A 24723-nucleotide genomic window follows, 5' to 3' on the forward strand; every position below is an offset into this window, starting at 1 on the left:
CACTTTGAGGAGTACCGCATGAGCAACGAACTGATCGCCCACATCGCCACTGGCCGCGGCACCATCAAGGTGCGCCTGCACGCCGACAAGGCGCCGCTGACCGTGGCGAACTTCGTGAATCTGGCGCAGCGCGGCTATTACGACGAACTGAGCTTCCACCGCGTGATCCCGGACTTCATGGTCCAGGGCGGTTGCCCGCACGGCAGCGGCATGGGCGGCCCGGGCTACAAGTTCGAGGACGAGTGCCGTCCGGACCTCAAGCACAGCAAGCCCGGCATCCTGTCCATGGCCAATGCGGGTCCGGGTACCAACGGCAGCCAGTTCTTCATCACGCATGTGCCGACCAACTGGCTCGACGGCAAGCACACGGTGTTCGGCGAAGTGATCGATGCCGACGACCAGAAGCTCGTCGACGCCGTACGCGGCGGCGACAAGATCGGCTCCATCCGCATCATCGGCGACGCCACCGCGCTGCTCGCGTCGCAGCAGGCGCGTGTCGACGACTGGAATGCGAAGCTCGATGCGGCCGGCTTCAAGGCCAAGTAAACGAAAAATGGCGGGGCCATTGTGGCCCCGCCGTCGTTTCCGCCGACAGGCGGCCGATGCTGCAGCGCGCTTACGATGCGCGCGATTTGGTCGCCATGCGGTAGACGAACAGCAGGATCAGCGCGCCGATGATGCCGCCGATGTAACCCGAGGGCTGGAAGCCGGTCTGCGGCGTGCCGAAGATCATGCTGCTGAGGAATCCGCCGACGAACATGCCGGCGACGCCGATCAGGCCAGTGACGAAAAATCCGCCCGGATCCTTGCCCGGCATCAGCAGTTTGGCGATCAGACCGATGATCAATCCGGCGATGAACATCCCAATCCAGTACATCATGTGCACTTCCTCCGTGGTCAGGGTTTGACGCCCGCGCACTGTACCGCGCCGCGCTTATGGCCAAAAGTCGGACAGGAAGCCGCGGCGCACTGTGCTAGCATTTCGCGCCGATTTTTCCCCTGATTTTTCCTCTGGTTTCCCGCGAGAAAAAGCATGCTCAAGTTAGCCGAGCGCATGGGGCGCGCCAAGCCCAGTGCCATCATGGCCGTCGCCGATAAAGCCAAGCAACTCAAGGCCGCCGGCCGCGATATCGTCAGCTTTTCGATCGGGGTGCCGAATTTCCTGCCCGGCGAACACGTCTACGCCGCGGTGCGCGAGGCACTGGCAAAAGATTCGGGGCAGTACGGCTCCAACCGCGGTTCCGATGCGCTGCTCGACGCATACCTGCACCACCTCGAAGAAGTCGGCCTCACCGGCTACACGCGCAAGAATGTCGCGACCGGCATCGGCGCGAAGCACGTGCTGTACAACCTCGCCGAAGCGCTGCTGAATCCTGGCGACACCATCGCCTTCGCGGTGCCGTACTGGACCACCTACGTCGACATCGCCGATATCGTCGGCGCGCAGACGAAACTGCTGCCCTGTCCTGCGGAGCAGAACTACAAGATGACGCCGGCGCAACTCGACGCGGCGCTGCCCGGCACGAACGTCTTCCTGTTCAACAACCCGTCCAATCCCACGGGCATGGTCTATACCAAGGACGAAATCGCCGCGCTGGCCGACGTGCTGGTCAAGCATCCGGACGTCTGGATCATCTGCGACGACATCTACAATCGCATGGTGTTCGACGGCATCGGCTATCACAACTTCGTCAATGCGCGTCCGGAACTGCGCGACCGCGTGATCCATGTGGACTCCATCTCCAAGACCTACGGCATGCCGGGCTGGCGCGTCGGCTTCATCGCCGGCCCCGAGATCGTGGCCCAGGCCATGGTCACGATGAACTCCAACCACATCACCAACATCCCGGAGATGGTCACCGCTGCGGCAGTCGCCGCGCTGACCGGCCCGCAGGATGTGCCCACGCAGAAGAACGCGGAATTCCAGGCCAAGCGCGACCAGGTGCTGGCCATGCTCGATGCAATCCCCGGCGTGAAATGCCCGCGGCCGCAGGGCGCTTTCTATGTGTTCCCCGACATTTCGTGCGCGTTCGGCAAAAGCCACAACGGCACGAAGATCGATAACGACGTGGATTTCTGCAACGTGCTGCTGGAAAGCAAAGGCGTGGCCTGCGTGCCCGGTTCCGCCTTCGGCGAACCCAAGGGGCTGCGCATCTCCTACACCTGCCCGACGCCGCAACTGGCCGACGGCCTCAAGCGCTTCGCCGAATTCTTCACCGAGTTGAAGTGAGCGCATGAGCCTCAGCCCGCTCAAGCTGCTTGCGATCACCGCAGCCGTGCTGCTGGCCGGGCTGGTCTGGCAGAAGAGTCGTGAGATCGCCCGCGCCGACCCGCGCCAGCACACCGGGCAGAACGGCATCGTGATGCTCGGTGCGGAATGGTGCGGGTACTGCCAGCGCCTGAAGGCGGGGCTGGAAGCGGCGCGGGTTCCCTATACCGAGCTGGATGTCGAAGACGGCGGTGCGGGGCAGGACGCCTTCGCGGCGCTCGGCGGCCGCGGCGTGCCGGTGACCGTGATCGGCCAGGAGGTCGTGCACGGCTACAACACCGCGCGCCTCGGCGAATTGCTGGCCGATCGCGGCCACGCCGTGCAACTGAAATAACCCTTTGTCGGAAGCGGGCGCAGCCCGCTTCCCCGTGAACGGCGGGCGTGACCCGCCACAGAGCTCAGGAGTTGCCCATGAAAGCCCCCGTTCGAGTCGCCGTTACTGGTGCTGCCGGCCAGATCGGCTACGCGCTGCTGTTCCGTATCGCCGCCGGCGACATGCTCGGTCCGGACCAGCCGGTCATCCTGCATCTGCTCGAGATCACGCCGGCGCTGCCTGCGTTGCAGGGCGTGGTGATGGAACTCAACGACTGCGCGTTCCCGACGCTGCACGGCGTGGTCGCGACCGACGACGTCAACGTCGCGTTCAAAGACGTCGACTATGCCCTGCTCGTGGGCGCGCGCCCGCGCGGCCCCGGCATGGAGCGCAAGGACCTGCTCGAAGCCAATGGCGCGATCTTCGCCCCGCAGGGCAAGGCCATCAACGACCACGCCAAGCGCGACGTCAAGGTGCTCGTCGTCGGCAATCCGGCCAATACCAATGCGCTGATCGCGCAATCCAACGCGCCGGACCTCGATCCGAACTGCTTCACCGCGATGGTGCGTCTGGATCACAACCGCGCGATAAGCCAGCTCGCCGAAAAGACCGCTGCGCTCAACACCGACATCACCAACGTCACGATCTGGGGCAACCACAGCTCGACCCAGTATCCCGACGTGCATCACGCCTCGGTCAAGGGCAAGCCGGCGCTGGAGCAGATCGACCAGGCCTGGTACGAAGGCACCTTCATCCCGACCGTACAACAGCGCGGCGCCGCCATCATCAAGGCGCGCGGCGCGTCGTCGGCCGCTTCCGCCGCATCGGCCGCGATCGACCACATGCGCAATTGGGCGCTGGGTACCGCCGAGGGCGACTGGGTCTCGATGGGCATCCCTTCCGACGGCAGCTACGGCATCGAGCCGGGCGTGATCTACGGCTATCCCTGCACCTGCAAGGACGGCAAGTTCGCCATCGTGCAGGGCCTGGCCATCAATGACTTCTCGCGTGCGCGCATGGACGCGACCGAGAAGGAACTGCGTGAAGAGCGCGCCGGTGTGGAGCACTTGTTCGCGAAGAAGTAAGTCGCGGCGTGATCGTCGCGTGCTGCCGAAAATAAAAAAGGCGGCTTTTGCCGCCTTTTTTATTCAGAAACTATTCGGACCGGCAGAAATGAGCATCGCGGCGACGCGTGCTCCTTCTGCATCCACTGTTTCCAAACGTCTTTCCCCTCGTTGCTCGCCCTCAGTCCTTCGCCAGCACGAACTTGTAGATCACCCCGCCGATCACCGCGCCGACCAGCGGTGCGAGCCAGAACAGCCACAGCTGCTCCACCGCCCAGCCGCCGGCGAACACCGCGACGCCGGTGCTGCGTGCCGGGTTCACCGAGGTGTTGGTCACCGGGATGCTGATCAGGTGGATCAGGGTCAGGCACAGGCCGATCGAGATCGGCGCGAAGCCGGCCGGGGCGCGGCCATCGGTGCTGCCAAGGATGACGATCAGGAAGAACGCGGTCAGCACCACTTCGCAGATCAGCGCCGCCTGCAGCGAATAGCCGCCGGGTGAATGCTCGGCATAGCCGTTCGAGGCGAAGCCGCCGATATCGAACCCGGCCTTTCCCGTTGCGATCAGATAGAGAACGCCGCCGGCCGCGATGCCGCCGAGCACTTGCGCGATGACGTAGCCTGGCAGGTCCTTGGCGGCGAAGCGCCCGCCGACGAAAAGACCCAGCGATACCGCCGGATTGAAATGCCCGCCCGAGACATGGCCGACCGCATACGCCATCGTCAGCACCGTCAGGCCGAATGCGAGCGACACGCCGGCGAAACCGATGCCCAGCGACGGAAACGCTGCTGCGAGCACCGCACTGCCGCAACCGCCGAGAACCAGCCAGAACGTACCCAGAAACTCCGCGCCGAGACGCTTGCCCATGCTCATGCGTGCTTCTCCCCATCGTCAGGACGATGCCGGTTCGGACCCAGGCCTGCGCATCGTCCCCTTCGCCGGCCTGAGCGTATTCCTCCTGCGCGCAGCAGGGCGGACTCGGCCATTGTTAGCACGCCGTGCGCATGACTGAAAGTCAATTTGTATCAATTGGGCGCCCGCGTCGCTCATGTTGCGACGCAATGCAGGTCGGCATTGCCGATCTCGCGACAAGCGCATACGCTGCCCGACGGCGCCGCGTCTGCGGCGCTCACTGCTGGGGGGCAGTGCCTACATCACACCGAGGAACACGTCATGCAGAAACTGTATGCAGGTTTTGCCGTGCTTGTGTTGGGGATGGGAGGAATATCGGCGGCCGCGGCGGCCGGAGTGGAGCTGCGGCTCGGTCAGGCCGGACCAAAGGACTTCGGCAGCGGCAAGATCGTCTATAGCCTGAGCAATACCACCGCCGCGCCGGTGCAGGTGCTGCGCTGGCAGACGCCCGTCGACGGCGTCGACAACGATCTGTTTTCGGTCACGCAGAACGGCCAGCCCGTCGCCTATACCGGGCGTCTGGTCAAGCGTCCCGCGCCGACCGACAAGGACTACCTCGAGCTAGCGCCGGGCCAGAGCATCAGCGTCGAAGTCGACCTCAGCGCGTACTACGATATGCGCAAGGGCGGACAGTACACGGTGCGCTACGACCGCGACGCGGAACAGGTCATCCGTGCGGCCTCCGAAGCCGCGCGCGGCGGCGTGCAGTCCGGCGTGATCGAGTTCGATCGCAGCGGCGGCGACAGCGTCAGCGTATTCGCCGATGCCGCGCCCGATGCGCTCGACGAGGTGGATAAAGCCAGCGTCGGCATTCTCGCGGCGACCACCAGCTATGTCGGCTGCAGCACGACGCGCAAGAACCAGATCACGACGGCACGCACGTCGGCGACGAGCTACGCGAACAATTCGAAGAACTACCTGACTGCCGGCACGCAAGGCAGTCGCTATACCTGGTGGTTCGGCACCTACAACAGCTCGCGCTACTCGACGGTGCGCACGCACTTCAACAACATCTACAGCGCGCTGTCGTCGCAGCCGTTCACGTTCGACTGCAGCTGCACTGACAGCTACTACGCCTACGTGTATCCGAACCAGCCGTACAAGATCTATTTGTGCAATGCGTTCTGGTCGGCACCGAATACCGGCACGGATTCCAAGGCCGGCACCATCGTGCACGAGGTCAGCCACTTCACCGTCATGGGCGGCACCGACGACTGGGCCTACGGCCAGAGCGCCGCGCACAGCCTTGCCGGCAGCAATCCGGCGCGTGCCGTGGACAACGCCGACAGCCACGAGTATTTCGCCGAGAACACGCCGGCGCGCAACTGATCAGTAGGCAAAGCGTGCAACACCACAGGGCCGGATTTCCGGCCCTGTCTTTTGAACGCCTAGCTATTCGCGAGATCCGCGCCCGCGATCTCCCGCCGACGGAACCATCCCGCGATGCTCAGCCGCTCGCGCCGTGCCGGCAGCACTTCGTGTTCGATCTCCTCGGAAAGAAACAGCACCAGCGTGCCCCCGACCGGCGGCACGTCGATCGGACCGTCCAGCAGATGCAGGCGCAGCGCGCCGCCGTCGTCGGCCTGCCAGTCGCCGTTGAGATAGACGACCGACGACAGCACCCGCGCATCGCTGTCGCGGAAGCGGTCACGGTGGCGCGCGTAGCCGGCGCCGGCGGGGTAGAGCGCGTAGTGCGCTTCCAGCGCCTGCATGCCCAGTAGCAGGCGCCGGTTGAGCCCCGCCCGCACGGTCTGCATCGCGTCCCAATACACCTGCTGCGCCGGGCTCAGCGCGTCGCCCTCGAACCAGCGCGTCCGGTCGCCGCGCAGGGTCGATGCAGCCCGATCGCCGCCGCGGCCCGTTGTCGCGGCGGTCAGTGCCGCAGCGGCGTCCAGCGCGCGGCATTCGGCCGCCAGGGCGTCGACGGCGGCGTTGGAGAGGAACCCCGGCATGACCTGCCAACCGCGCGTGCGCAGCGCGTCGGCCGTCGTGTCCGGAGCATCGGTTTGCGGCATCATGCGCATTCGTGTCGTACCGGCAATCCGGCGGCCCCCAACAATACCCGCCGTCGTGACGGCGCGACAGGATTGCGCATGCTCAACCAGATACCGCCCGTCATCCGCGGCCTGCTGATCGCGAACGTCGCCATCTATCTGCTGCAGATGATGCTCGGCGACACCCTCACGCTCGACTTCGCGTTGTGGCCCTTCGGCGAGCAGACCGGCCGGGCGCCCGACGGCAGCATCGTCACGGTCGGTTTCCAGCTCTGGCAGCTCGTGACGTATGGCTTCCTGCATTCCGGCCTGCCGCACCTGTTCATGAACATGCTTGCGCTGTACATGCTCGGCGGCGCGATCGAGAGCGCGCTCGGTTCGCGTCATTTCCTGATCTATTACTTCGTCTGCGTGATCGGCGCGGCGCTGGCGCAACTCGTCACGATCGAATATTTCACCGGCGGCTTCTATCCGACGGTCGGCGCGTCCGGCGGCGTGTTCGGCGTGCTGCTCGCGTTCGCGCTGCTGTTCCCGCGCGAGAAGCTGATCCTGTTCCCGATTCCGATTCCCATGCCTGCGTGGCTATTCGTCACGCTGTACGGCGCGGCCGAGCTGTTCTTCGGTGTCACCGGCACCATGGCCGGCGTGGCCCATTTCGCCCATCTCGGCGGCATGCTCGGGGGCTTCGTGCTGCTGCAGTACTGGCGCGGCAAGCTGCCGTGGAAGCCGCGCAACCGGTTGACGCCTTGAGCGCGGCGTCCGCGCACACACCGGCCATTGCCGCGCGCCCATGAACGCGCCGCTGTTCACGGTCTGGCTGGCCATCGCCAACGTCGTGTTGTTCGCGGCGCAGCAGTTCCTGGGCGACCGGCCGCTGCTGCGCTTCGCGCTGTGGCCGCCGGGCGAGCACCTGATCGGCCTGATCGGCGACCGCCGCATCGTCGCCGGCTTCGAGCCCCACCAGTTGCTGAGCTACGGCTTTCTGCATGCCGACGTTCTGCATCTGCTGCTGAATCTGTTCGGCCTCGCAATGTTCGGACCGCTGCTCGAGCGCTGCATGGGCATGCGCGCGTTCGGGTTCTACTTTTTCTTCTGCCTCGTGGCCGCAGGCGCGTCGCAACTGCTGCTGGGCCTCGGCGATGGCCCTCCCGCGCCGACCATCGGCGCGTCTGGCGCGATCTACGGATTGCTCGCCGCGGCGGCATCGCTGTATCCGGATCGGAAGCTGCTGGTGCTGCCGGGCGTGCCCGTCTCCGTGCGTACCCTGGCCTGGATCCTCGGCGCGAGCGCGCTGCTCCACGGTGTGCTCGGCACGCGTGCCGGCGTCGCGCACTTCGCGCATCTGGGCGGCATGGCCGGCGGCTGGCTGCTGGTGCTGTACTGGCGCGGTCGCCTGCCGTTCAAGCCGCGGCAGTGGCTCGAGCCGTAGGCCTGCGACGCCTTGCCATCACCCGCAGCCGACGAGGTCCGTTGTAGCATCGCCGCCCGAAGCGGTCGCTACCGGGACCGGCATTCACCGATCAAGGAAGTCCCACGTCATGAGTGAAAAAAACCACTTTTCCATGATTCGCGGGTTTCACCTGGCCGACTGGTTCACGCTCGCCAATGCGGCCTGTGGCATGGCCGCCGTCTTCGCCGCCATGGCCAGCATCGTGCCGGGAAGCCGCATCAGCCTGCTGCTCGCAGCGGCGTTCATTCCCGCCGCGTTCGTGTTCGACGTGCTCGACGGCCGCATTGCACGCTGGCGCCAGCAGCAGTCGGCGCTGGGCCGCGAGCTGGATTCGCTGGCTGACGTGATCTCATTCGGCGTCGCGCCCGCCGCGATCGGTTACGCCTCCGGCATGCGCGGCATGTGGGACTGCCTGATCCTCGGCTACTTCGTCTGTTGCGGCGTCAGTCGCCTTGCACGCTACAACATCACCGCCGAGGCGCTGTCCTCCAACGATCGCGGCAAGGTCAAATACTTCGAAGGCACCCCGATACCCACCAGCCTGCTGCTAGTCATCGTGCTCGCGGTCGCCGCCTGGCAGGGCAGCATCGGCGAGGCCCTGTGGCTCGGCGCCGTCGACATCGGGCCGTGGACGTTGCATCCGCTCGCCGCGATCTTCGCCGTGTCCGGCTCGCTGATGATCAGCAAGACGCTGCATATTCCCAAGCTTTAGCGCGACCCCGCTTCATCCATGACTTCCGCGCGCGTGCGACCGAGCTCTACCGTTCGCCGATGCATTCGTTACATCGTGTTACAGCCGCGACTCGAGTGAGAGGAACTGCTGCGACGGGACACTTTCATCCCCAGAATGCGACTTGCAGACACTGCAGTCGACACCGCGGCATGCCGCGACCTACAGGGGAGTAAGTCACGATGGTAGGAAAACTCGTTTGCTGCGCCATGTTCGCCGGCATCCTCGCGACTGCGCCAGGACACGCCAGCCAGCTCGCGCCCGAATCGCCGGACCAGCTCGCTTCCGCGCCGCGCATCGTCGTCGCCGACCTTATCGCCGCACAGTCGCGCTGGAACGTGCAGGGCACGCTGATCGTCACCGACTACACCTTCCGTCGCGTGGAAACCTTGCGCGGCCGTTTCGAAGACCGTTTCGTGCTGACCCAGGGCGGTGGCACCGTCGGCGAGGAAACCCACCAGCTCAGCGATCTGCCCGTGCTCCGTGCCGGTACGCGCTACCTGCTGATCCTCAACGCGCAGGACAACGCCGTGTTCTCGTCCATGCGCTACGGCGCAGCCGGTGCGATCGAGGTCGACCGTTCTACTGCACAGTTGCGGGGTGGCGGGGATCTTGCCGATTTCCGCACCCGCGTGCAGAGCAGCACGGTCGTCGACGATGCGGCGCTGCGTCCCGCGCACCACGGCGTTGCCTATCCGGCCAGCGTCTACCGTCGCGATGACACTCCGACGGCGCCAACCGCCTACCGGCCGCTTGAAGCGAACCCCCCGGCACCGCCGCCCGCGCCTCTGCGCAGCGACGGCGCGACCGTCCAGATCGAGGGCTTCAGCGAACCGCTCTCGCCGTTCGTTCCCGACTATCTCGTCCAGCGCGCGCCCGCACCGACGATCCTGTTCAATCCGCTGCCGCTGGCGTGGATCTGGTCGCCGTCGGACCAGAACATGATGTCCGAGTGGAATCGCTACGGCGACATCTTCCGCGTGTCGGCACCGACCGGTACCTGGGCCTGGAACAACGACCGCTACGACGTCGCCGGCTTTCCCAGCGACGCCGACATGCTTGCGCAGTTCGGCGCACCGTGGGGTGCGACGACGCTGGGCATCACCTACTCGCGCTGGGTCGGCAGCGGCAACATCCTCGAGTCCGACGTCGCCCTGAATCCCGCTTTCCTGTGGACGCTCGACGACGCGCAGGGCACCGATGCGACCACGCCCGACTGGAGTTTCCGCCAGACCATGCTGCATGAGCTGGGGCACGCCTGGGGGCTGCAGCACCCGTGGGAAACGCAGAACGTGTTCTGGCCCTCGACCATGAACTACGGCCCGAAATGGGTGCGCGACCCGAACCTGCACGCCGACGACACCGCCGGCATCCGCTCCGTCTATCCGGGCATCTCGCTGCACGACGGCAGCCTGTCCATGTATCGCACCGTCGACGACGCCGCGAGCGGCAATCCGATCTATCTGCCCGTCGTCCCGTCCGCGGCCAGCTTCACGCACGGCCAGAACCTCACGTTCACGGGCGCAGCACTGCTGCAGAACCTCGGCACGACCACCCTGGTCAATCCGGTCATCGACGTCTACCTCAGCGGCACGCGCCTGGCGTATGCCAACGTCGCGTATGCGGGCCGAAGCACCTATACGGCCACGGTCGCGACCTACCCGAACGCCTTGCAGCAGGTCAATCTCGGCAGCTATCTGATCGCGTCGACTATCCCGACGGGCAGCTACTTTCCGGTGATTTTCCTCGCCGGCAGCGGCGGTTCCGACGCCGCGCCGAGCAACAACTCGGCGTGGGGCGCGCAGGACCAGCCGGTCGTCATCAACAACGTCATCACCACGCTGGTCCCGACCACGATCGTGCAGACCACGCCGATCGGCCGGATCGGTCCGAGCGGCGAATGGAAGTACAGCGTCGTGGCCCAGGCGGGCATCATGTACCGGTTCTCCACCTGTACACTTTCCGCACTCGACAGCGTGATCACCGTGCAGGGCAGCTTCGGCAGCCTCAGCAACGACAACGGCTGCGGCACCCAGTCTGATCTGACCTGGAGCAGTTCCGCCAACCAGACCGTCACCATCGTCGTGCGCGGAAACACCCGTGCCGATACCGGCAATTTCCAGATGACCTACCGCCTCGACAACGACCGTATCTTCGTCAACGGATTCCAGCCGTAGCACCGGGTTCGCGGCACGTTACCGGATAGACGCGTCGCCCCTCGTTCCGAGCGGGGCGACGCGCTCTACCGTGGCGACAACCTCAACCCCGCACTGCGCGAAACCGGCGTGTGCGTTTGCGGTCAGGATCCACCGCTCGCGGCGCCATCGCGCCGACCCGCGCCTGCCGCACTGCACCATGCAGAGCAATCACATCGTGCTCAAGCGAGCAATCCACTATTTTTCTTGCGCCGTCGCGCGCAGGGGTTCCACACTGGCTCATCGACCCCGCGTCCGGAGCTGCCATGGAAACCCCCGTCACGCATGCCGCCGTCGCGGCGAATCCTGACACCTTGCGCCGCGACGTCAGCGTCGCGAAGAACCTGTTCTTCGGCGAAATCGTCGAGGAAAACCTGTTTCCGTACCCGAAAATGCGCGACAAGGACCGCGAAGTCCTCGGCGCGATGATCGATGCACTCGATGATTTCCTAGCGCCGAAACACGCCGATCTCAAGCACTACGACCGCGAGGCTGAGCAGCCGCCCGAGTTCATCCAGGCACTGCGCGACATGGGCCTGTTCGGCCTGATCATCCCCGAGGAGTTCGGCGGCCTGGGCCTGTCGAACGCGGCCTATGCGCGCGTGCTGTCGCAGACCAGCGCGCACGATTCCTCCGTCTCGCTGACCATCGGCGCGCACAGTTCCATCGGCATGAAAGGCCTGCTGTTGTTCGGCACCGACGCGCAGAAGGCGAAATACCTGCCCGCGCTGGCCAGCGGCGAAATGATCGCCGCGTTCTGCCTGACCGAATCCGGCGCAGGTTCCGATGCGGCGTCTGTGCGCACCAAGGCCACGCGCAACGACGACGGCAGCTGGATACTCAGCGGTGAGAAGATCTGGATCACCAACGGCGGCATTGCGGATTTCTATACCGTCTTTGCGAAGACCGACACGCCCGAAGGCAAAATGACCGCCTTCATTGTCGAGGCCAAGCAGCCCGGCGTCAGCCACGGCCCGCACGAAGACAAGATGGGCATCCGCGCGTCGAGCACGACGACCGTCGCGTTCAGCGACGTGCACGTCGCCGCGGACAACGTGCTCGGCGACGTCGGCAAGGGCTTCAAGGTCGCCATGGCCATCTTGAACAACGGCCGCACGGGCCTGGGCGGCGGCGCCGTCGGCGGCATGAAGACGCTGATCCGGCTCGCCTGCGCGCAGGCCAAGGACCGCAAGCAGTTCGGCCGCCCGATCGCCGAATTCGGCCTGGTCCGCGAAAAGATCGCGCAGATGACCATCGACTGTTTCGCCGCCGAAAGCGCCGTGTGGATGGTGGCGCATTACATCGATTCGGGCTGCACCGACTATTCGGTCGAGGCGGCGATCAGCAAGGTCTTCGCCAGCGAAGCCGTGCAACGCGCGAGCTACGAAGCGCTGCAGATCGCCGGCGGCAACGGTTTCATGCGCGAATTTCCGTACGAGCAGGTCACGCGCGATACGCGCATCCTGTCGATCTTCGAAGGCACCAACGAAATCCTGCGCCTCTACATCGCGCTGTCCGGCCTCAAGGACGTCGGCACCACGCTGAGCGAACTCAAATCCGCGGTCGGTAACATCTTCAACGATCCAATCAAGGGCTTCGGCGTGCTCAGCACCTACGTCCGCAGAAAAGCCAGCGAAACCACTGGCTACCGCACCGACAAGATCCTGCGCGAACTGCACCCCACGTTGCGCAAAGCCGCGGCGACCTACGAGAAATACGTCGTCGAACTGTCCAAGGGCGCCGACACCCTGCTGCGCCAGTATGGCAAGGCCATCGCCGACCAGCAGCACGCGCAGAAACGCATCGCCGACATGGCCATCGACCTGTTCGTCGGGCTGTGCGTGCTCTCGCGCGCCGACAGCCTCGTGAGAGAAGCGCATCCCGAGCAGCAGAGTGCTATCACGATTGCCGAAGTATTCACGCGGCAGGCGCGGCGCAGGCTGATGCGCAATGTGCGCGGGATGACGATCAACGAGGACAAGGCGATCGAGGCGCTGGCGGGGAGCATTCTCGACAAGGGCGTGGTGGGCTGGGACGTTATATGAGATGCGCACGTCCGATCAGCGTGCGAGCGAATCGCCGGCCACACACTGAAGACACTTCGGATTGCGATGCATGACCCAGGACATCGGCCCACCGTACACGCCCGAAGAAATCGCCGTATTTGGCGAAGGCTTCCCGCGTCGCGGCTTGTACTGCCCCCGATGCAATACGTACATCCCCGAGTTCTCGGCGCTGTCGGATGTCGATCGTCATCGCATCCGCCGCCTGTGTCTGGAGCATAGGCGCGAACTGGCCATGGCGGAGCTGAGGGCTGCGACGGGATGTTCCGGGCGCTGGGCGAAGATATGGGTTATCCACGCGGGGCGTCCAGGCACCCTTTTCCCCGGTCCGCCGTGCCCTCACTGCGGCAAGCCGCTGCGTACCGCGCGCGCGCGCCAGTGTCCGCATTGTCTGGCGCAATGGCATACGGGATGATGGAATCCGCACGCCAGCTTTCGCGCTGAGCGGGCTGCGCGCAGTGGTGACTCGCCTTCGCATCCGAACAGGGCATTGACAGCATCGCCATGATCGAAATGTCCGAAGCCATGTTCCGCCTGGTCGATGCCTGTCCATCGTTCGGCCCAGCGTGGGAACAGCATCGCCGCGAGCACGGCAATGACCTCCTCTACATCGCGGCTGGTGATTTCGCGCGTCATCTGCTCGATTTGCATCAGGCTGGTCGCGCATCGACGTTTCCCGCAATCGCTGCAGCGATCGAGCGCTTCCACGTCGAGGGTTCGCCGTGGGTCAGGGAGTTCGCGACGATCGGCGTGCTCGAAGGCATCCAGAATGTCTGGGGAAACGCCGGCATCGACCCGGCATACTTCGCTGCGCATCTGGGGCCGGAAGGTCTGCGCTGGTGGAACGGTTTGAACGACTTCTGGAGTGGGCGCGACGACGTCGTGCGCGCGCAAGACCAGTAGCTTTGACGGTTCGAGTTCGAGTTGGCGTCCATCGCCTATACATCCCTATAGACCCTGCATCCGATCCATCGACGTCATTGCCGAAGACTCCCCACTTCCATGAAATCCTCTCATCAAACCGATGCCGGTGCGGAATCCGACATTCTCCGCACGTATACAAAGTCCGAAGCCGCCGCCCTGGCGGCGCAATGGCTGGACGTGTTCGGCAAGAACCGACGCGGCGTGAATACGAAGGACTTCCTGTGGCACGTCTTTAGCGGTGCACGCTATCCCAGCCTGTCCGGCGTGGCCGCGCTGGCGGAGTACGACAAGCAGGTCGTGCACGAATACACCGTTGTGTCCAACGAGCGCGACGTCGCGTTCGTCATCAGCGAACGTCCAGCCGACAAGCTGATGTGGGACTACCTCGTATTCCCCGCGAATTTCGCCTGGACCATGGCGTTCACGCACGAGGCCGGATGGTTGGGTCCGTACTTTGCGCGCCATCCGGATTACGCGCGTCTCACTGCGGCGAACCTTGCTCGCGTGGAGAAAGAGCGCGAAGCGGCGGAGCCCGTTCGAAGGGCTGACGGGAACCGCGGCCTGAGCATGCACTGACTGCCGCGGCCGCTCGCGGCGGCGCGAAAACTAAACGCCGCTGCGCAGGCGAAGCGAACAGGTTGGCATCGCATCGGCTTCGCGTCTTCGTTGAGTCTGCGGCATGTGCGCCAGCAGCCATCCAACGCGCTTCCGCATCCGCTTGCGCAGTTGGCCCGCGCAATCTCCCTATCGCGTGGTGATCGGCACGCTCAAGGAGAATCATCGATGCACGCACGCGGCTATGTATTTCCGATCCTGGCATCCGCACTGTCTGTCGCACTCGGTAGTGTGCTCGCCGTACCCGCACACGCCCAGTCCGCCCTTTCCACCGAAGACAACGCGTTCCGCGCCAACCCCTACGCCGATGCGCTCGACAGCTATTTCGGTTTTCGCCAGGCCGTCGGCGATTTCGACGGCGATGGCGTCGACGACATCGCGGTCGTCGAACTGAGCCGCGCCACGCGCGTGCGCATCTACTACGGCACGGCATTCACGGTCGGCACGCATCCGCTGTTTCCGTTCACGTGGGCGACGGTGGATACACCGGAATTCAGCAATGCCGTCGTCGCCGGCGATTTCGATGGCGATGGCGACGACGAACTCGCGCTCGGCAACCGCAACGGCGCCGCTGGCATTTCCGAGGGCGGGCACGTCACGATCATGCAGCGCGGCGACACGGGGACTTGGTCGGTCCGGCAGACGATACGTCAGGGCCTCGGCAGCTATGTCGGCATCGACGAGACCGGCGACGGGTATGGCTATGCCCTTGCCGTCGGTGATTTCAACGGCGACGGCAGGGACGATCTGGCGATCGGCGCGCGCGGCGAAGTCGCCGACGCGCCTGCGCCGTCGACCGGTGGCGGGGTGGCGCATGTGGTCTACGGTTCGGCCTCCGGTCTGACCGGCACCAACGACCGTATTCTGACCGGCCTGGACGCAGGCCTTGCCGTCGTCGACGGCGCCGGTCCGTTCCAGTTCGGCACCGCGCTGGCCGCCGGTGATTTCAACGGCGACGGCGAGGACGATCTCGCCGTCGGCGCGCCGAATGTGCGCTGTGGCGGCCTGACCGGTAGCATCGGTGCGGTCGGCGTGTTCTACGGAAATCCTTCGCTGGGCCTGGTCACCACGAATGCCCGCAATTTCCAGCCCGGCACCGACGGCCTGCTCGGCACCTGCGCCGAATCCGACAATTTTGGTGCGGCGCTGGCTGCCGGGCCGTTCAATGCCCTCGGCTACGACGGCCTCGTGATTGGCGCGTCGCTCAGCGATGTGGGCGGTGTGAATGGCGCCGGTGCCGCTCACCTGGTCTACGGCGGGTCCAGTGGCCTCGATACCCAGAACAACCGTCTGTTCACGCTGGCCGACCTTCCTGGCGGGGTACCGACGGTGAACGGCCAGTTCGCCACGCAGGTCGAGGTCGGACGCCTGCGCAGCGGCCGCTACAGCCTGGCAATCGCCTCGCAGCGCGAACCCGTCAACGGCTTGCCCATGGCCGGTGCCGTCTGGGTCGTGCACACCACGAGCCTGCTCGGCACCTTCAATGCCGCGACGGCGGAACGCTGGATCGCGAGCAACCGCCTCGGCGTCGGCGCGCCACAGGCCAACAGCGGCTTCGGCACCTCGTTCGCGATCGGCGACTTCAACGATGACGGACTGTCTGACCTCGTGGTCGGTGTGCCGGATCGCGACGACGGACCGGACGCGAACGCGGGCGGCATACAGGTGATCTACCAGAGCGGGTTCATTTTTCGCGATGGATTCCAATGATGTGCGCCGGTCAATGCAGCGGCTGCTGATCGGCGCCCGCGTGGAACGCCATTTCCTTTCGCCGAGTGATCCTCGTGCCGCGCAGGCTGCTGCGCATCGTCGCAGCGGAGCTGCACATGACCGAGTACGTGGACGCGGAAAGCCAGCGAGGTCTGCGCTCTCCTCCGATTGGTCGAAACCTTATGAAGTGCACTGCGCTTTATAAGTTTTCTCTGGAAGCCTTATAAAGTGACTGTCACTCCATAAGGTTTTGGCGCTGTCGTTCCCGATACCCGGGAGATGCACGGCCCGCCTCTCGCCCAGCCGCCGTCGAGCAAGCCCATGCGCCGCGTCAGCCTCATTCGAAGCCGTTGCGGAAAATGTGGTCGTTGCCCATGCGCCAGGCCGTGAAGCCCTGCTGCGTGCCGATGATCTCGATGCGCTGGTCGCCGTCGATGTCGATGGCCGTGAGCTTCGCTTTGATGGAGCCAGTCTGGGGACGCGATTCGGCGACGACGGTACCGTCGTCGTAGCGCCGTACGCTGAGCGCGCTGTAGTCAGTCGTGGCGAACATCAGCTTATCTTCGGGCTGCTGCGCGAACAGCGCGATGCCGGACGTCTCGTCGGGGAGTACGAAGGTCTTTTCGGGGACGGCGGCGATGCCATCGTAGAAGTCGACAAAGGCATCGTTGGCGGTGTTGCGCAGCGTCGCGAACTTGGCGTTGCGGCCGGGGCCGCGCCCGAGCACGGCGAACGCTCCCGCAGTGAAGTTCGCGACAGGGCTGATCCCGGTGGCGGGCGTGAACACGGTCACGTTCGGGCCGTTGGTGACGATGATGTCGCGCTTGCCGTCGGCATTCAGGTCCGCGATGTCGAGCTGGGTCAGCAGTGCGCTTTGCGCCGGCAGTGGCGCGGATTGCCACAATACATCGCCTGTCGCATGGTCGATCACCTCGACATGCGCTGTCCGCACCAGAGGGCCGGACGTCGGCGGCGGCAGCCAGCCAGCGATGACCAGCTGCCGCTCGGGGCGGTCGAGTACCTGAGCCGCGGCGATGCGCTGCGGATCGAGGATTGATGGCAACGTGCGTGCCGACTGCAGCGCACCGCGGGCATCGAAGGTCCACAGCCAGCGCGCCAGCGGCGTGCCGCTGAACAGGGGCATTTCGGTGCCGACCACGACAACGGCATCAGCCTGGCCGTCCTGCGGCAACGCGGTGAGCGCGCGTTGCCGCATAGTCGGTCCGAGGCCGGTGTAGCCGGGAATCCACGTCGGGCTCGAGCCGCCCTGGTCAGCCAGCGTCACACTGTCGAGAAAGCCGAGTGTGCCGAGCCGCGGCTCCGCATACGTAGCAGACGTCAGATAGGCAATCGCCGTAGATCCGTCGGTCCGCCGCAGCAGCGTCCAGTCGACAACGGCGGATTGCATCCTGTCGGCACGCCAGCGTGCGCTACCGGTCGGCGGCACCGATACCGCGACGAGGCCTCCGTCGTAGGACGCGTCGCCCCAGGCCATCTCGGTGGTGCCGTCGCCGTCGAGATCCGCCGTGACCGGCGAATACACCGCTCCGAGGTAGGGAAGCTGGTAGATCGTATCCCGCTCCCACAGCGTTGCGCCGGACGTGATGTCGAGCGCGCGCACGACCGAGCTGGTCGACGCGAGGAGATCGACTCGTCCGTCGCCGTTCACATCGGCGAAGCGTGGCTGGAACGACGGGCCGTCTGCGGGGACCAGGTTACGCAGCGCCGGCGTCGGCCGGAATGTCGCGAGCTGTGCGCTGAAACCGAAATGATCGTGCAGGACGATGGCCGTCTGGGCGTCCACGGTGACGGCATAGGGAATCCATGTGCCGGCCAGGCCCGAGTTCCAGATCTGCGCCGCCGACAATGTCCTGTCGGTGCGCGTCACGCTGTAGGCGAGCCCGTCGCTGGAGACGATTTCGGCGCGTGCATCGCCCACGATATCCGCAAGAACAAAATAGTCGACGAACATGGCCACGCTGCCGCGTGAGGCGAGCGTGGCGGGATCGAGCAACTCCACCGTGCCGCCGCGACTCGCGACGATCTCGGGCAGGCCGTCGCCGTCGACATCGCCGAGCTGGGGATTGCCGTACCACTGGTCGATGGAGGCCTTGATGCCCCATGTCGCGGTGTCACGCAATTCAAGCCGATCACTCCACTTCACCAGCACGGCCGGCGCGGCGCCGGGAACATCGACGAGCAGTGCCCCTTCGAACCGCTTGAACGGAGGCGCATCGACGCGCGCAACTTCGCGATAGCCGCGCGGACTGGCGTCTTCCTCGACGATGCTGAAGTGCCAGTGTCCGGCGACCAGCAGTTCGCCGCGGCCATTGCTGTTGGAATCGAGGTTGCCCGACAGTTGCACCGGCAAGCCGGTGATGCCGACGCCACTGCGCAGCACGGTGAGGTCGGTCGAAGCCGACACAGGGGCGATGGCGGCAAGGCCGCTGAGACACAGCAGGAAGCGTGCAGATCGGTGCATGGTTTCTGATCCTTGAATACCGCGGCCCCAACCGGCGGCGCCGTCGGGCGCACGATAGCAGCCTGACGGTAAAACACTAAAATTTGTGTCCGGCTTGCCTGCACCTGCGAAAGCGGACAGATTCGCGGCGAATGGAACGGGATGCGGGCAAAGCGCGCGGCGGACTCATGCGGAACGCGCGGCCTGTGCGAGTAGCCCGAACCCGAACAGTGCCCAGTCGTTGAGGATATGCGCGCCCGTGGATACCCAGAGGTTGCGTGTGGCCAGATAAGCGAGACTCAGGACCAGCCTCGCACTGCCGATCACAAGCAGGCATTGGAGAACATTCCAGTTGTAGGTCGGCAGATGGACCAGTGCAAACGGAACCGCCGAGAGGATCCACGCGGCGATCACCGCGGTCTTGCGCGGGACCGCCCAGCGTGTATGCAGCAACCACAGGCACGCGAGGAACGGCAGTATCGTGAACAGCTCCTCGCCGGCGAGCTGCGGAACCATGGCCGCGAAAGCGATGACGCGCGCGCTGATGTCCGATGCGGCCAGCGTCGCAAAGGCGGGATTCGGCGCGGTGGGGTGCCAGGCCGACAACGTCCATCCCACCAGCATCGAAACCACAAGATTGGCGACGGCGATACCGAGCATCCACAGCGCATCGCGCAGCGTCACGCGGCGATAGAGCGCGGTCCACGCGCGACCTGCGACCGCCGCCAGCGCGACGAGCGGGACCGCACAGAAAAGCAGTGCCGGAAACAGCAGGCCCCACGGACCCGCAAGCCGCGTGTGCGGCCAGACCAGCAACGCGAAGGCGAGCGCGAGAGCCCCGAGTACGACGAGCCACTGGCGCGCCTGCAACTGCACCGGTTCGCCGGCATAGTAGGGAAAATCGGCATGCGTCGAGATCATCGTGTGCGCTCCCTCGGGCCGGACGGCGACGCCCATTAGAATCGAACCACGGCCTCGGAGCGACAGGTTCCGCGGCCTTCCCGCCGCCACGTCAAGACTCGCCATGGATTTCCTGAAATTACTCAAGTCGTTCGAGGAATTTATCTACGAGGCCCTGACCTGGCTGGTCCTCGTGCCGCGCACGCTGCTGCGCATCGTCGCATCGCCGTTGCGCATGACGGCCTATGTGGACGAGGAAATGGACAAGGGCGAGACCCGCTTCAGGGACGCCGTCAGTCCACCGCTGCTGCTGATCCTGTGTGTGCTGCTCGCGCACTTCATCGACCTCGCGATGCGCGCCGGATCAACAGAGGAAATGAGCACGCTCGGCGGCGTCATTCTGGCCTCCGAACAGAACCTGCTGCTGTACCGGACCATCGCCTTCGGCGTCTGGGCGCTGGCCGGTTCGATCTGCCTGCTCATCACCCTGCGACAGCCCATCGATCGCGAGACGCTGCGTCGGCCGTTCTACGAACAGTGCTATTTCGTCGCACCGTTCGCGCTCGCGTTATCGATCTGCAGTTCGCTGATACTGATGCAGCCGGTGTGGACCGATGTCGTCGCTGTGGCGATCACGCTGACTGCCACCGCATGGTTCTTTGTCGCCGAGGCGGCGTGGATCCGGCGTCGTGGGCAAGTGTCGATGTGGCGTGCCCTGCTGGCCGCGGTCGTCATCGTGGTCTCCGGATCGCTGCTCAACTTCGCCGTCGGATACCTGCTCACGCAGAGATAGCGTTGCCATAAAACGGGTTGCACGCAGGTGCCTTCACACCGCGTGCGCACGCCGGCACGCCGTCAGCGTGCCGCGCTCGTGTCCGTGTGGGTCGTGGTGCTATCCACGGAACCGTTCGCTGGAAACCCGGCGTATCCCCGCGATGCGCCATGGCTTACGGCAGGCGTGGCTGGACCGCCTCCGCGCGCTCCACGACGTCGCGACCCGCCCAGTCGCGAAGGAACGCACAGATATCGTTCATCGCCAGCGTCGCCTCCGGAAACATCGGTGCGAACACCGGATAACAGTGAACCATTCCGTCGCCGACGTGCAGCCGCACATCGACGCCCGCGGCCTGCGCCTTCTGCGCGAAACGCACCGAGTCGTCGCGCATGGATTCGTCGGCGCCGACGTAGATCAGCAACGGCGGCAATCCGGCGAGGTCGCCGAAAAGTGGAGAGATCAACGGCGTCGCCGCGTCGGTGGCGCCGGCGTAGTGCGCACTGAACGTGCGCCACGATCCTGCGGGTGCGAGCGGGTCCGGGCGATCGTACGAGGGACTCGAACACGTCAGGTCGGTCCACGGCGACAGCACCGCGGCGGCGGCCGGCAGCGGCAGGCCGCGGTCCCGTAGCGCCAGCAGCGCGGCAAGACACAACCCGCCGCCGGCGGAATCGCCCGCAAAGACGATACCCGAGGCCGGATAGCCGCGTGCCAGCACTTCGGCGTACACCGCGAGCGCGTCGTCGAGCGCGGCAGGAAACGGATGTTCCGGCGCGAGGCGATAGTCGAACACCAGCGCGCTGACGCCGCTGCCCGCGGCGAACTTCGCGACCGCGCCGCGATGGGACCGGCACGACCCCATGACATACCCGCCGCCATGGAAATACAGGATCGCGCGCCGCTTATCGGCACCCACCGGATGCAGCCATTCCGCAGCACAGCCTGCGATGGTCACTTCGGCCGTGCGCATGTCCGGCGGAATACGTCCGAACCGGCTCGCGGAGGCATCCGCACGCGCACGCAGACCGGCAATCGGCGTCGTCGCATCGACCACGCTGCGGCGCCACTGCAACCGGAACAGATGCCGGTATTTGAGCAAGGTTATAAAAAACCGGCTTTGAAAACTGGCCATGATCTGCCTCGATCAGACGACGTGGACGATGAAGACGAGAGCGGTGCCGCGCGGCCGCGCGCCTGTTGCGTGCGTGCTTGGCGGCGAACCCGGAAGTGTAGGACGCGAAACGATGCCGGGTTCACTCGTCACATCACGACGGCGCACGCGCGCTCGCGATATCCTCGCCGATCCGCAGGGCCGCCCATCCTGCGGCTACACGTTCCGGTCGGATCTTCGCGACCACGAACGCATCCGCCTGCGCCGCACGCTACGCGACAGTCACCGGCGCCCCTCGACACACCGCGTCGCCATCAGCCGACGCGTCGTCGGATACACATCGACGTCCGCCCCGGGCAGCGCGAGCAATGCCTGGCACGCCTGCGCCAGTGGCATCGTCGGCACGGAGTGGTCCGCGGCCGACCGGCACGCGCCGAGCAGCAGATGAATCTGCGGCCGCGTGATCGGTTCGGCCATCGTGTTGCCGTCGCCCAGTTCCGCCAGCGCGGCGCGCAGCAGCGCCACGGCTTCGTCGCAGCGGCTCCTGCCGACGAGATCGGTGCCGATGAGAAAGGCGGCGAGCGGAACCTTCCAGCCGCGCAGCGCGATGTCGGCGTGCTGGCCGGCCGCTTCGGCGGTCGCGAGTGCGGTGCGGAAATCGTGCTCGGCGTCCACGTAGGCGCCGGCCATCTCCTGGGTGATCGCGAGTTCCCGCACCGCCACGGCCGCCGCGACCGAGGCCTTGCCCTCGCGCGCCTCCTGCATTGCCACCGCGCGGCGCTGCCAGTCGATGGCTTCGGCATGCTTGCCCTGCAGCGACAGCACGACCGCGAGGTTCTGGTGGTCGTGCGCGCTGCCCTGGCCGTTGTCGCCGCGCTTGCGTGCAATCGCGTCGCGCAGCGCGACTTCCGCGTCCGCAGCGCGCCCGGCGCGCGCCAGCGCGTAGGCGAGGTTGTTCTTCGCGGTCAGGGTATCCGGATGATCCTCGCCCGCGCTCGCCGCGTAGCGCTGCACGACCTCCTGCTGCAACACGATCGCGCCGGCAAAGTCGCGGCGCAGGATGCGCACCAGCGCCACCATGTTCAGCGCTTCGTTGACCTTCGGGTGATCGTTCGGCAGCACGCTGCGGATCGTCGCGAGCGCTTCCTGCGCGAGCAGCTCCGATACGTCGAGTCGGTATTGGTCCGCGTAGACGCCGGCCAGGTTGATCTGGGTAAAGGCCACGAGCGGATGCGCCGGCCCGTAAATCGCGCGGCGCACGGCCAGCGCGCGTTCGAGCAGCGCCGCTGCCTCGTCGTAGTTTCCCGAGCCCGACAGGTGCACGCCGAGGTTCGCGAGTGTCGTCGCGACATCCGGGTGCTCAGGCCCCAGCACGCGCTCGCGTATCGCCAGTGCGCGCCGCAGCAACGTGAGCGCCTCGCTGCGCCGGCCCATGTCGTCGAGATTGCCGGCGTAGTCGTCCAGATGCTTCGCCGTCTCGACCGAGTCTTCGCCGTAGCGGCGCTGCGCGGCGTCCGCGGCTTCGGCAAACAGCGCGTTCGCTGCCTGGAAATCCCCTTTTGCACTGTGCAGCGCAGCCATATGCGCAAGACTGTCGATGGTCGCGGGGTCGTCATCGGGCAACTGCGCGCGGCGCAATGCCAGCGCGTCGCGCAGCAGCGGCTCGGCGCGCGCGTAGTCCGCGCGCAGACGCAGAATGTTGCCGACCTGATCGAGACTGTCCGCGCGCTCGACGGCATCGCCGTCGGACTGACGCAGCGCCAGCGCCTCCTGCGCCGGCGACAGCGCACGGTCGTAGTGGCCGAGCGAGACATAGCTGTCCGCCACCGTGCGCAACAGACGCGCGCGCACCCGCGGCTGCAGCCGCGTCGCGCCATGCAGGCGCGCATTGCCCTGGTCGAGCAGGTCCAGCGCGCTGAGGCTGGCGCCGCGCGCCACGGTCGGATCGGCGCCCTGGAACAGGCCGATGAGGAATTGCGTCGTCTGCCGCGAGACCTCGGCTTCCTGGCCCTTCGCACGCGCCTCGCGCAATACGAGCACGGCACCGACACCTACAGCCAGCAGCCCCGTTGCCAGCATCGCCAGCGGCCAGCGCCATTGCCAGACCGTCTTTCGCAGCCGTTCGCGCGGACTGCTGATCCCACTGCGCAGTGGGCGCCGTTCGAGCCAGTCGCTCAGATCGTCCGCGAGCATCGCCACACTCGCGTAGCGCTCGCCCGGCGCCTCGGCCGTGGCCTTGCCGATGACGCGACCCAGATCGCCGCGCAGCAGCGGGTTCGCCACGGACGCGGCATCGGCCACCTTGCCCACGATCAGTTCGCGCAGCACCACGCCGAGCTGATACACATCGGTAGCGGTCGTGGCGGTATCCCCCGCGCGCTGCTCCGGCGCGGCATAGGCCAGCGTCATCGCGGGTATCGCCTGGGTCTGCTCCTTCGCCTCGGCATCCACCAGATGCGCGATACCGAAATCCAGCAGTCGCGGCCGGCCGTCCGCATCGACGAGCAGATTGCCGGGCTTGAGATCGCGATGAATGATCAGGTTGCGATGGGCGAATGCCACCGCCTCGCACACCGGCAGGAACAGGCGCACGCGCGCCGCGACATCGAGCCCGCGCGCCGCGCACCAGGCCGTGATGCGGTCGCCATCGACGTATTCCATCGCCAGCCACGGATGCCCCGCCGGCGTCATGCCACCATCGATCAGGTGCGCAATGCCCGGATGTTGCAGCCGCGCGAGGATCTGGCGTTCGCGCAGGAACCGCCGCGCCAGATCCGTCGTCACCGCCGTCGCGCGCATCAGCTTGACCGCGACACGCTGCTCGAAACCGCCTTCCACGCGCTCGGCGAGAAACACCTCGCCCATGCCGCCGCTGCCGATCCGGTTCAGCAGCCGGAACGGCCCGAGTTGCGACGGCGGCGCTGGCGCGACACTCGCGACCAGATCCGTTTCGTCGAGCTGTTCCATGAGCAGCCGCACGTCGTGCGCGATCTGCGGCGAGGATTCGGCCAAACGATCGAGTTCCGCGGCACGGTGCGAGGCTTCGAGTTCGACAAGCTGATGAAAGACGGCGCGGACGCGCGCGAAGTGGTCGGCAGGGGCTTCGGGCGCGGTCGGTTCGGGCATGATTCTACTTACGGGCTTCGGGGCGGGGGCTGACACGGTGGCTCAGTCGCCCGCGGGCGGTCGGCGCCCGTGAGGTCGTCGAAACGATACACGTGCTGATAGAAGTCGAT

Annotated in this window: 22 protein-coding genes; 15 read left to right on the top strand and 7 right to left on the bottom strand. The window is 65.9% G+C overall.

Going from position 1 to position 24723, the window contains the following annotated elements; all coding sequences use genetic code 11:
• Positions 1-18 precede the first annotated feature (18 nt).
• Positions 19-546, top strand: coding sequence for a peptidylprolyl isomerase (locus RUU78_RS23510; protein WP_313920200.1), 528 nt, complete (start codon positions 19-21; stop codon positions 544-546).
• A gap of 70 nt (positions 547-616) precedes the next feature.
• Here the strand turns inward: RUU78_RS23510 and RUU78_RS23515 are convergent, their stop codons facing one another.
• Positions 617-880 (bottom strand): GlsB/YeaQ/YmgE family stress response membrane protein, encoded by a 264-nt coding sequence (locus RUU78_RS23515; protein WP_313920201.1) that lies wholly within the window; start codon positions 878-880, stop codon positions 617-619.
• A gap of 153 nt (positions 881-1033) precedes the next feature.
• Between RUU78_RS23515 and RUU78_RS23520 the strand changes: the two genes are divergently transcribed.
• From RUU78_RS23520 to RUU78_RS23530, 3 genes are all read left to right on the top strand, one after another.
• Complete coding sequence (locus RUU78_RS23520; RefSeq protein WP_313920202.1) at positions 1034-2230, top strand: aminotransferase class I/II-fold pyridoxal phosphate-dependent enzyme; 1197 nt, start codon at positions 1034-1036, stop codon at positions 2228-2230.
• Positions 2231-2234: 4 nt separating this feature from the next.
• The gene (locus RUU78_RS23525) at positions 2235-2603 is read left to right on the top strand and encodes a glutaredoxin domain-containing protein (protein WP_313920203.1); all 369 of its coding nucleotides are present in this window, start codon (positions 2235-2237) and stop codon (positions 2601-2603) included.
• Positions 2604-2680: 77 nt separating this feature from the next.
• The gene (locus RUU78_RS23530; protein ID WP_313920204.1) at positions 2681-3667 is read left to right on the top strand and encodes a malate dehydrogenase; all 987 of its coding nucleotides are present in this window, start codon (positions 2681-2683) and stop codon (positions 3665-3667) included.
• Between the two features lie 160 nt (positions 3668-3827).
• Here the strand turns inward: RUU78_RS23530 and aqpZ are convergent, their stop codons facing one another.
• Positions 3828-4520 (bottom strand): aquaporin Z, encoded by a 693-nt coding sequence (gene aqpZ, locus RUU78_RS23535; protein WP_313920205.1) that lies wholly within the window; start codon positions 4518-4520, stop codon positions 3828-3830.
• Positions 4521-4820: 300 nt separating this feature from the next.
• Between aqpZ and RUU78_RS23540 the strand changes: the two genes are divergently transcribed.
• Complete coding sequence (locus tag RUU78_RS23540; protein ID WP_313920206.1) at positions 4821-5888, top strand: M35 family metallo-endopeptidase; 1068 nt, start codon at positions 4821-4823, stop codon at positions 5886-5888.
• Between the two features lie 59 nt (positions 5889-5947).
• Here the strand turns inward: RUU78_RS23540 and RUU78_RS23545 are convergent, their stop codons facing one another.
• Positions 5948-6577 (bottom strand): 2OG-Fe(II) oxygenase, encoded by a 630-nt coding sequence (locus RUU78_RS23545; protein ID WP_313920207.1) that lies wholly within the window; start codon positions 6575-6577, stop codon positions 5948-5950.
• Positions 6578-6652: 75 nt separating this feature from the next.
• Here RUU78_RS23545 and RUU78_RS23550 point away from each other — a divergent pair, with 75 nt between their 5' ends.
• From RUU78_RS23550 to RUU78_RS23590, 9 genes are all read left to right on the top strand, one after another.
• A complete protein-coding gene (locus tag RUU78_RS23550; protein ID WP_313920208.1) occupies positions 6653-7303 on the top strand; it encodes a rhomboid family intramembrane serine protease in 651 nt (216 codons plus the stop codon).
• 40 nt (positions 7304-7343) lie between these two features.
• On the top strand, positions 7344-7982 hold the full coding sequence (locus RUU78_RS23555) for a rhomboid family intramembrane serine protease (RefSeq protein ID WP_313920209.1): 639 nt from the start codon (positions 7344-7346) through the stop codon (positions 7980-7982).
• A 109-nt stretch (positions 7983-8091) separates the two neighbouring features.
• Positions 8092-8715: a CDP-alcohol phosphatidyltransferase family protein gene (locus RUU78_RS23560; RefSeq protein WP_313920210.1), complete on the top strand. Its 624-nt coding sequence runs from the start codon at positions 8092-8094 to the stop codon at positions 8713-8715.
• A 200-nt stretch (positions 8716-8915) separates the two neighbouring features.
• Positions 8916-10910 (top strand): matrixin family metalloprotease, encoded by a 1995-nt coding sequence (locus tag RUU78_RS23565; RefSeq protein WP_313920211.1) that lies wholly within the window; start codon positions 8916-8918, stop codon positions 10908-10910.
• A gap of 284 nt (positions 10911-11194) precedes the next feature.
• Entirely contained in the window at positions 11195-12973 is a 1779-nt protein-coding gene (locus RUU78_RS23570; protein WP_313920212.1) for an acyl-CoA dehydrogenase family protein, read from the top strand.
• A 70-nt stretch (positions 12974-13043) separates the two neighbouring features.
• Complete coding sequence (locus tag RUU78_RS23575; RefSeq protein WP_313920213.1) at positions 13044-13406, top strand: hypothetical protein; 363 nt, start codon at positions 13044-13046, stop codon at positions 13404-13406.
• A gap of 89 nt (positions 13407-13495) precedes the next feature.
• Positions 13496-13894 carry a hypothetical protein gene (locus RUU78_RS23580; RefSeq protein ID WP_313920214.1) on the top strand — a complete coding sequence of 133 codons (399 nt, stop codon included), beginning with the start codon at positions 13496-13498 and terminating at the stop codon, positions 13892-13894.
• A gap of 99 nt (positions 13895-13993) precedes the next feature.
• Positions 13994-14491, top strand: coding sequence for a DUF4275 family protein (locus RUU78_RS23585; RefSeq protein ID WP_313920215.1), 498 nt, complete (start codon positions 13994-13996; stop codon positions 14489-14491).
• Between the two features lie 207 nt (positions 14492-14698).
• Positions 14699-16240, top strand: a complete 1542-nt coding sequence (locus RUU78_RS23590; protein WP_313920216.1) for an FG-GAP repeat protein — start codon at positions 14699-14701, stop codon at positions 16238-16240.
• A gap of 337 nt (positions 16241-16577) precedes the next feature.
• Here the strand turns inward: RUU78_RS23590 and RUU78_RS23595 are convergent, their stop codons facing one another.
• Together RUU78_RS23595 and RUU78_RS23600 are read right to left on the bottom strand one after the other, a co-directional pair.
• Positions 16578-18722, bottom strand: coding sequence for a VCBS repeat-containing protein (locus RUU78_RS23595; protein WP_313920217.1), 2145 nt, complete (start codon positions 18720-18722; stop codon positions 16578-16580).
• A gap of 165 nt (positions 18723-18887) precedes the next feature.
• On the bottom strand, positions 18888-19622 hold the full coding sequence (locus RUU78_RS23600) for a CPBP family intramembrane glutamic endopeptidase (protein WP_313920218.1): 735 nt from the start codon (positions 19620-19622) through the stop codon (positions 18888-18890).
• 103 nt (positions 19623-19725) lie between these two features.
• Here RUU78_RS23600 and RUU78_RS23605 point away from each other — a divergent pair, with 103 nt between their 5' ends.
• The gene (locus RUU78_RS23605) at positions 19726-20394 is read left to right on the top strand and encodes a hypothetical protein (RefSeq protein ID WP_313920219.1); all 669 of its coding nucleotides are present in this window, start codon (positions 19726-19728) and stop codon (positions 20392-20394) included.
• A 154-nt stretch (positions 20395-20548) separates the two neighbouring features.
• Here the strand turns inward: RUU78_RS23605 and RUU78_RS23610 are convergent, their stop codons facing one another.
• Entirely contained in the window at positions 20549-21508 is a 960-nt protein-coding gene (locus RUU78_RS23610; protein WP_313920220.1) for an alpha/beta hydrolase, read from the bottom strand.
• Between the two features lie 261 nt (positions 21509-21769).
• Positions 21770-24613 (bottom strand): tetratricopeptide repeat protein, encoded by a 2844-nt coding sequence (locus RUU78_RS23615; RefSeq protein ID WP_313920221.1) that lies wholly within the window; start codon positions 24611-24613, stop codon positions 21770-21772.
• Positions 24614-24723 lie beyond the last annotated feature (110 nt).

The organism is Tahibacter sp., from assembly GCF_032229445.1.
GTDB lineage: Bacteria > Pseudomonadota > Gammaproteobacteria > Xanthomonadales > Rhodanobacteraceae > Tahibacter.

Coding starts and splice junctions, on each gene's coding strand:
- RUU78_RS23510 (WP_313920200.1), top strand. CDS start 19: ATGAGCAACGAACTGATCGCCCACATCGCCACTGGCCGCGGCACCATC.
- RUU78_RS23515 (WP_313920201.1), bottom strand. CDS start 880: ATGATGTACTGGATTGGGATGTTCATCGCCGGATTGATCATCGGTCTG.
- RUU78_RS23520 (WP_313920202.1), top strand. CDS start 1,034: ATGCTCAAGTTAGCCGAGCGCATGGGGCGCGCCAAGCCCAGTGCCATC.
- RUU78_RS23525 (WP_313920203.1), top strand. CDS start 2,235: ATGAGCCTCAGCCCGCTCAAGCTGCTTGCGATCACCGCAGCCGTGCTG.
- RUU78_RS23530 (WP_313920204.1), top strand. CDS start 2,681: ATGAAAGCCCCCGTTCGAGTCGCCGTTACTGGTGCTGCCGGCCAGATC.
- aqpZ (WP_313920205.1), bottom strand. CDS start 4,520: ATGAGCATGGGCAAGCGTCTCGGCGCGGAGTTTCTGGGTACGTTCTGG.
- RUU78_RS23540 (WP_313920206.1), top strand. CDS start 4,821: ATGCAGAAACTGTATGCAGGTTTTGCCGTGCTTGTGTTGGGGATGGGA.
- RUU78_RS23545 (WP_313920207.1), bottom strand. CDS start 6,577: ATGATGCCGCAAACCGATGCTCCGGACACGACGGCCGACGCGCTGCGC.
- RUU78_RS23550 (WP_313920208.1), top strand. CDS start 6,653: ATGCTCAACCAGATACCGCCCGTCATCCGCGGCCTGCTGATCGCGAAC.
- RUU78_RS23555 (WP_313920209.1), top strand. CDS start 7,344: ATGAACGCGCCGCTGTTCACGGTCTGGCTGGCCATCGCCAACGTCGTG.
- RUU78_RS23560 (WP_313920210.1), top strand. CDS start 8,092: ATGAGTGAAAAAAACCACTTTTCCATGATTCGCGGGTTTCACCTGGCC.
- RUU78_RS23565 (WP_313920211.1), top strand. CDS start 8,916: ATGGTAGGAAAACTCGTTTGCTGCGCCATGTTCGCCGGCATCCTCGCG.
- RUU78_RS23570 (WP_313920212.1), top strand. CDS start 11,195: ATGGAAACCCCCGTCACGCATGCCGCCGTCGCGGCGAATCCTGACACC.
- RUU78_RS23575 (WP_313920213.1), top strand. CDS start 13,044: ATGACCCAGGACATCGGCCCACCGTACACGCCCGAAGAAATCGCCGTA.
- RUU78_RS23580 (WP_313920214.1), top strand. CDS start 13,496: ATGATCGAAATGTCCGAAGCCATGTTCCGCCTGGTCGATGCCTGTCCA.
- RUU78_RS23585 (WP_313920215.1), top strand. CDS start 13,994: ATGAAATCCTCTCATCAAACCGATGCCGGTGCGGAATCCGACATTCTC.
- RUU78_RS23590 (WP_313920216.1), top strand. CDS start 14,699: ATGCACGCACGCGGCTATGTATTTCCGATCCTGGCATCCGCACTGTCT.
- RUU78_RS23595 (WP_313920217.1), bottom strand. CDS start 18,722: ATGCACCGATCTGCACGCTTCCTGCTGTGTCTCAGCGGCCTTGCCGCC.
- RUU78_RS23600 (WP_313920218.1), bottom strand. CDS start 19,622: ATGATCTCGACGCATGCCGATTTTCCCTACTATGCCGGCGAACCGGTG.
- RUU78_RS23605 (WP_313920219.1), top strand. CDS start 19,726: ATGGATTTCCTGAAATTACTCAAGTCGTTCGAGGAATTTATCTACGAG.
- RUU78_RS23610 (WP_313920220.1), bottom strand. CDS start 21,508: ATGGCCAGTTTTCAAAGCCGGTTTTTTATAACCTTGCTCAAATACCGG.
- RUU78_RS23615 (WP_313920221.1), bottom strand. CDS start 24,613: ATGCCCGAACCGACCGCGCCCGAAGCCCCTGCCGACCACTTCGCGCGC.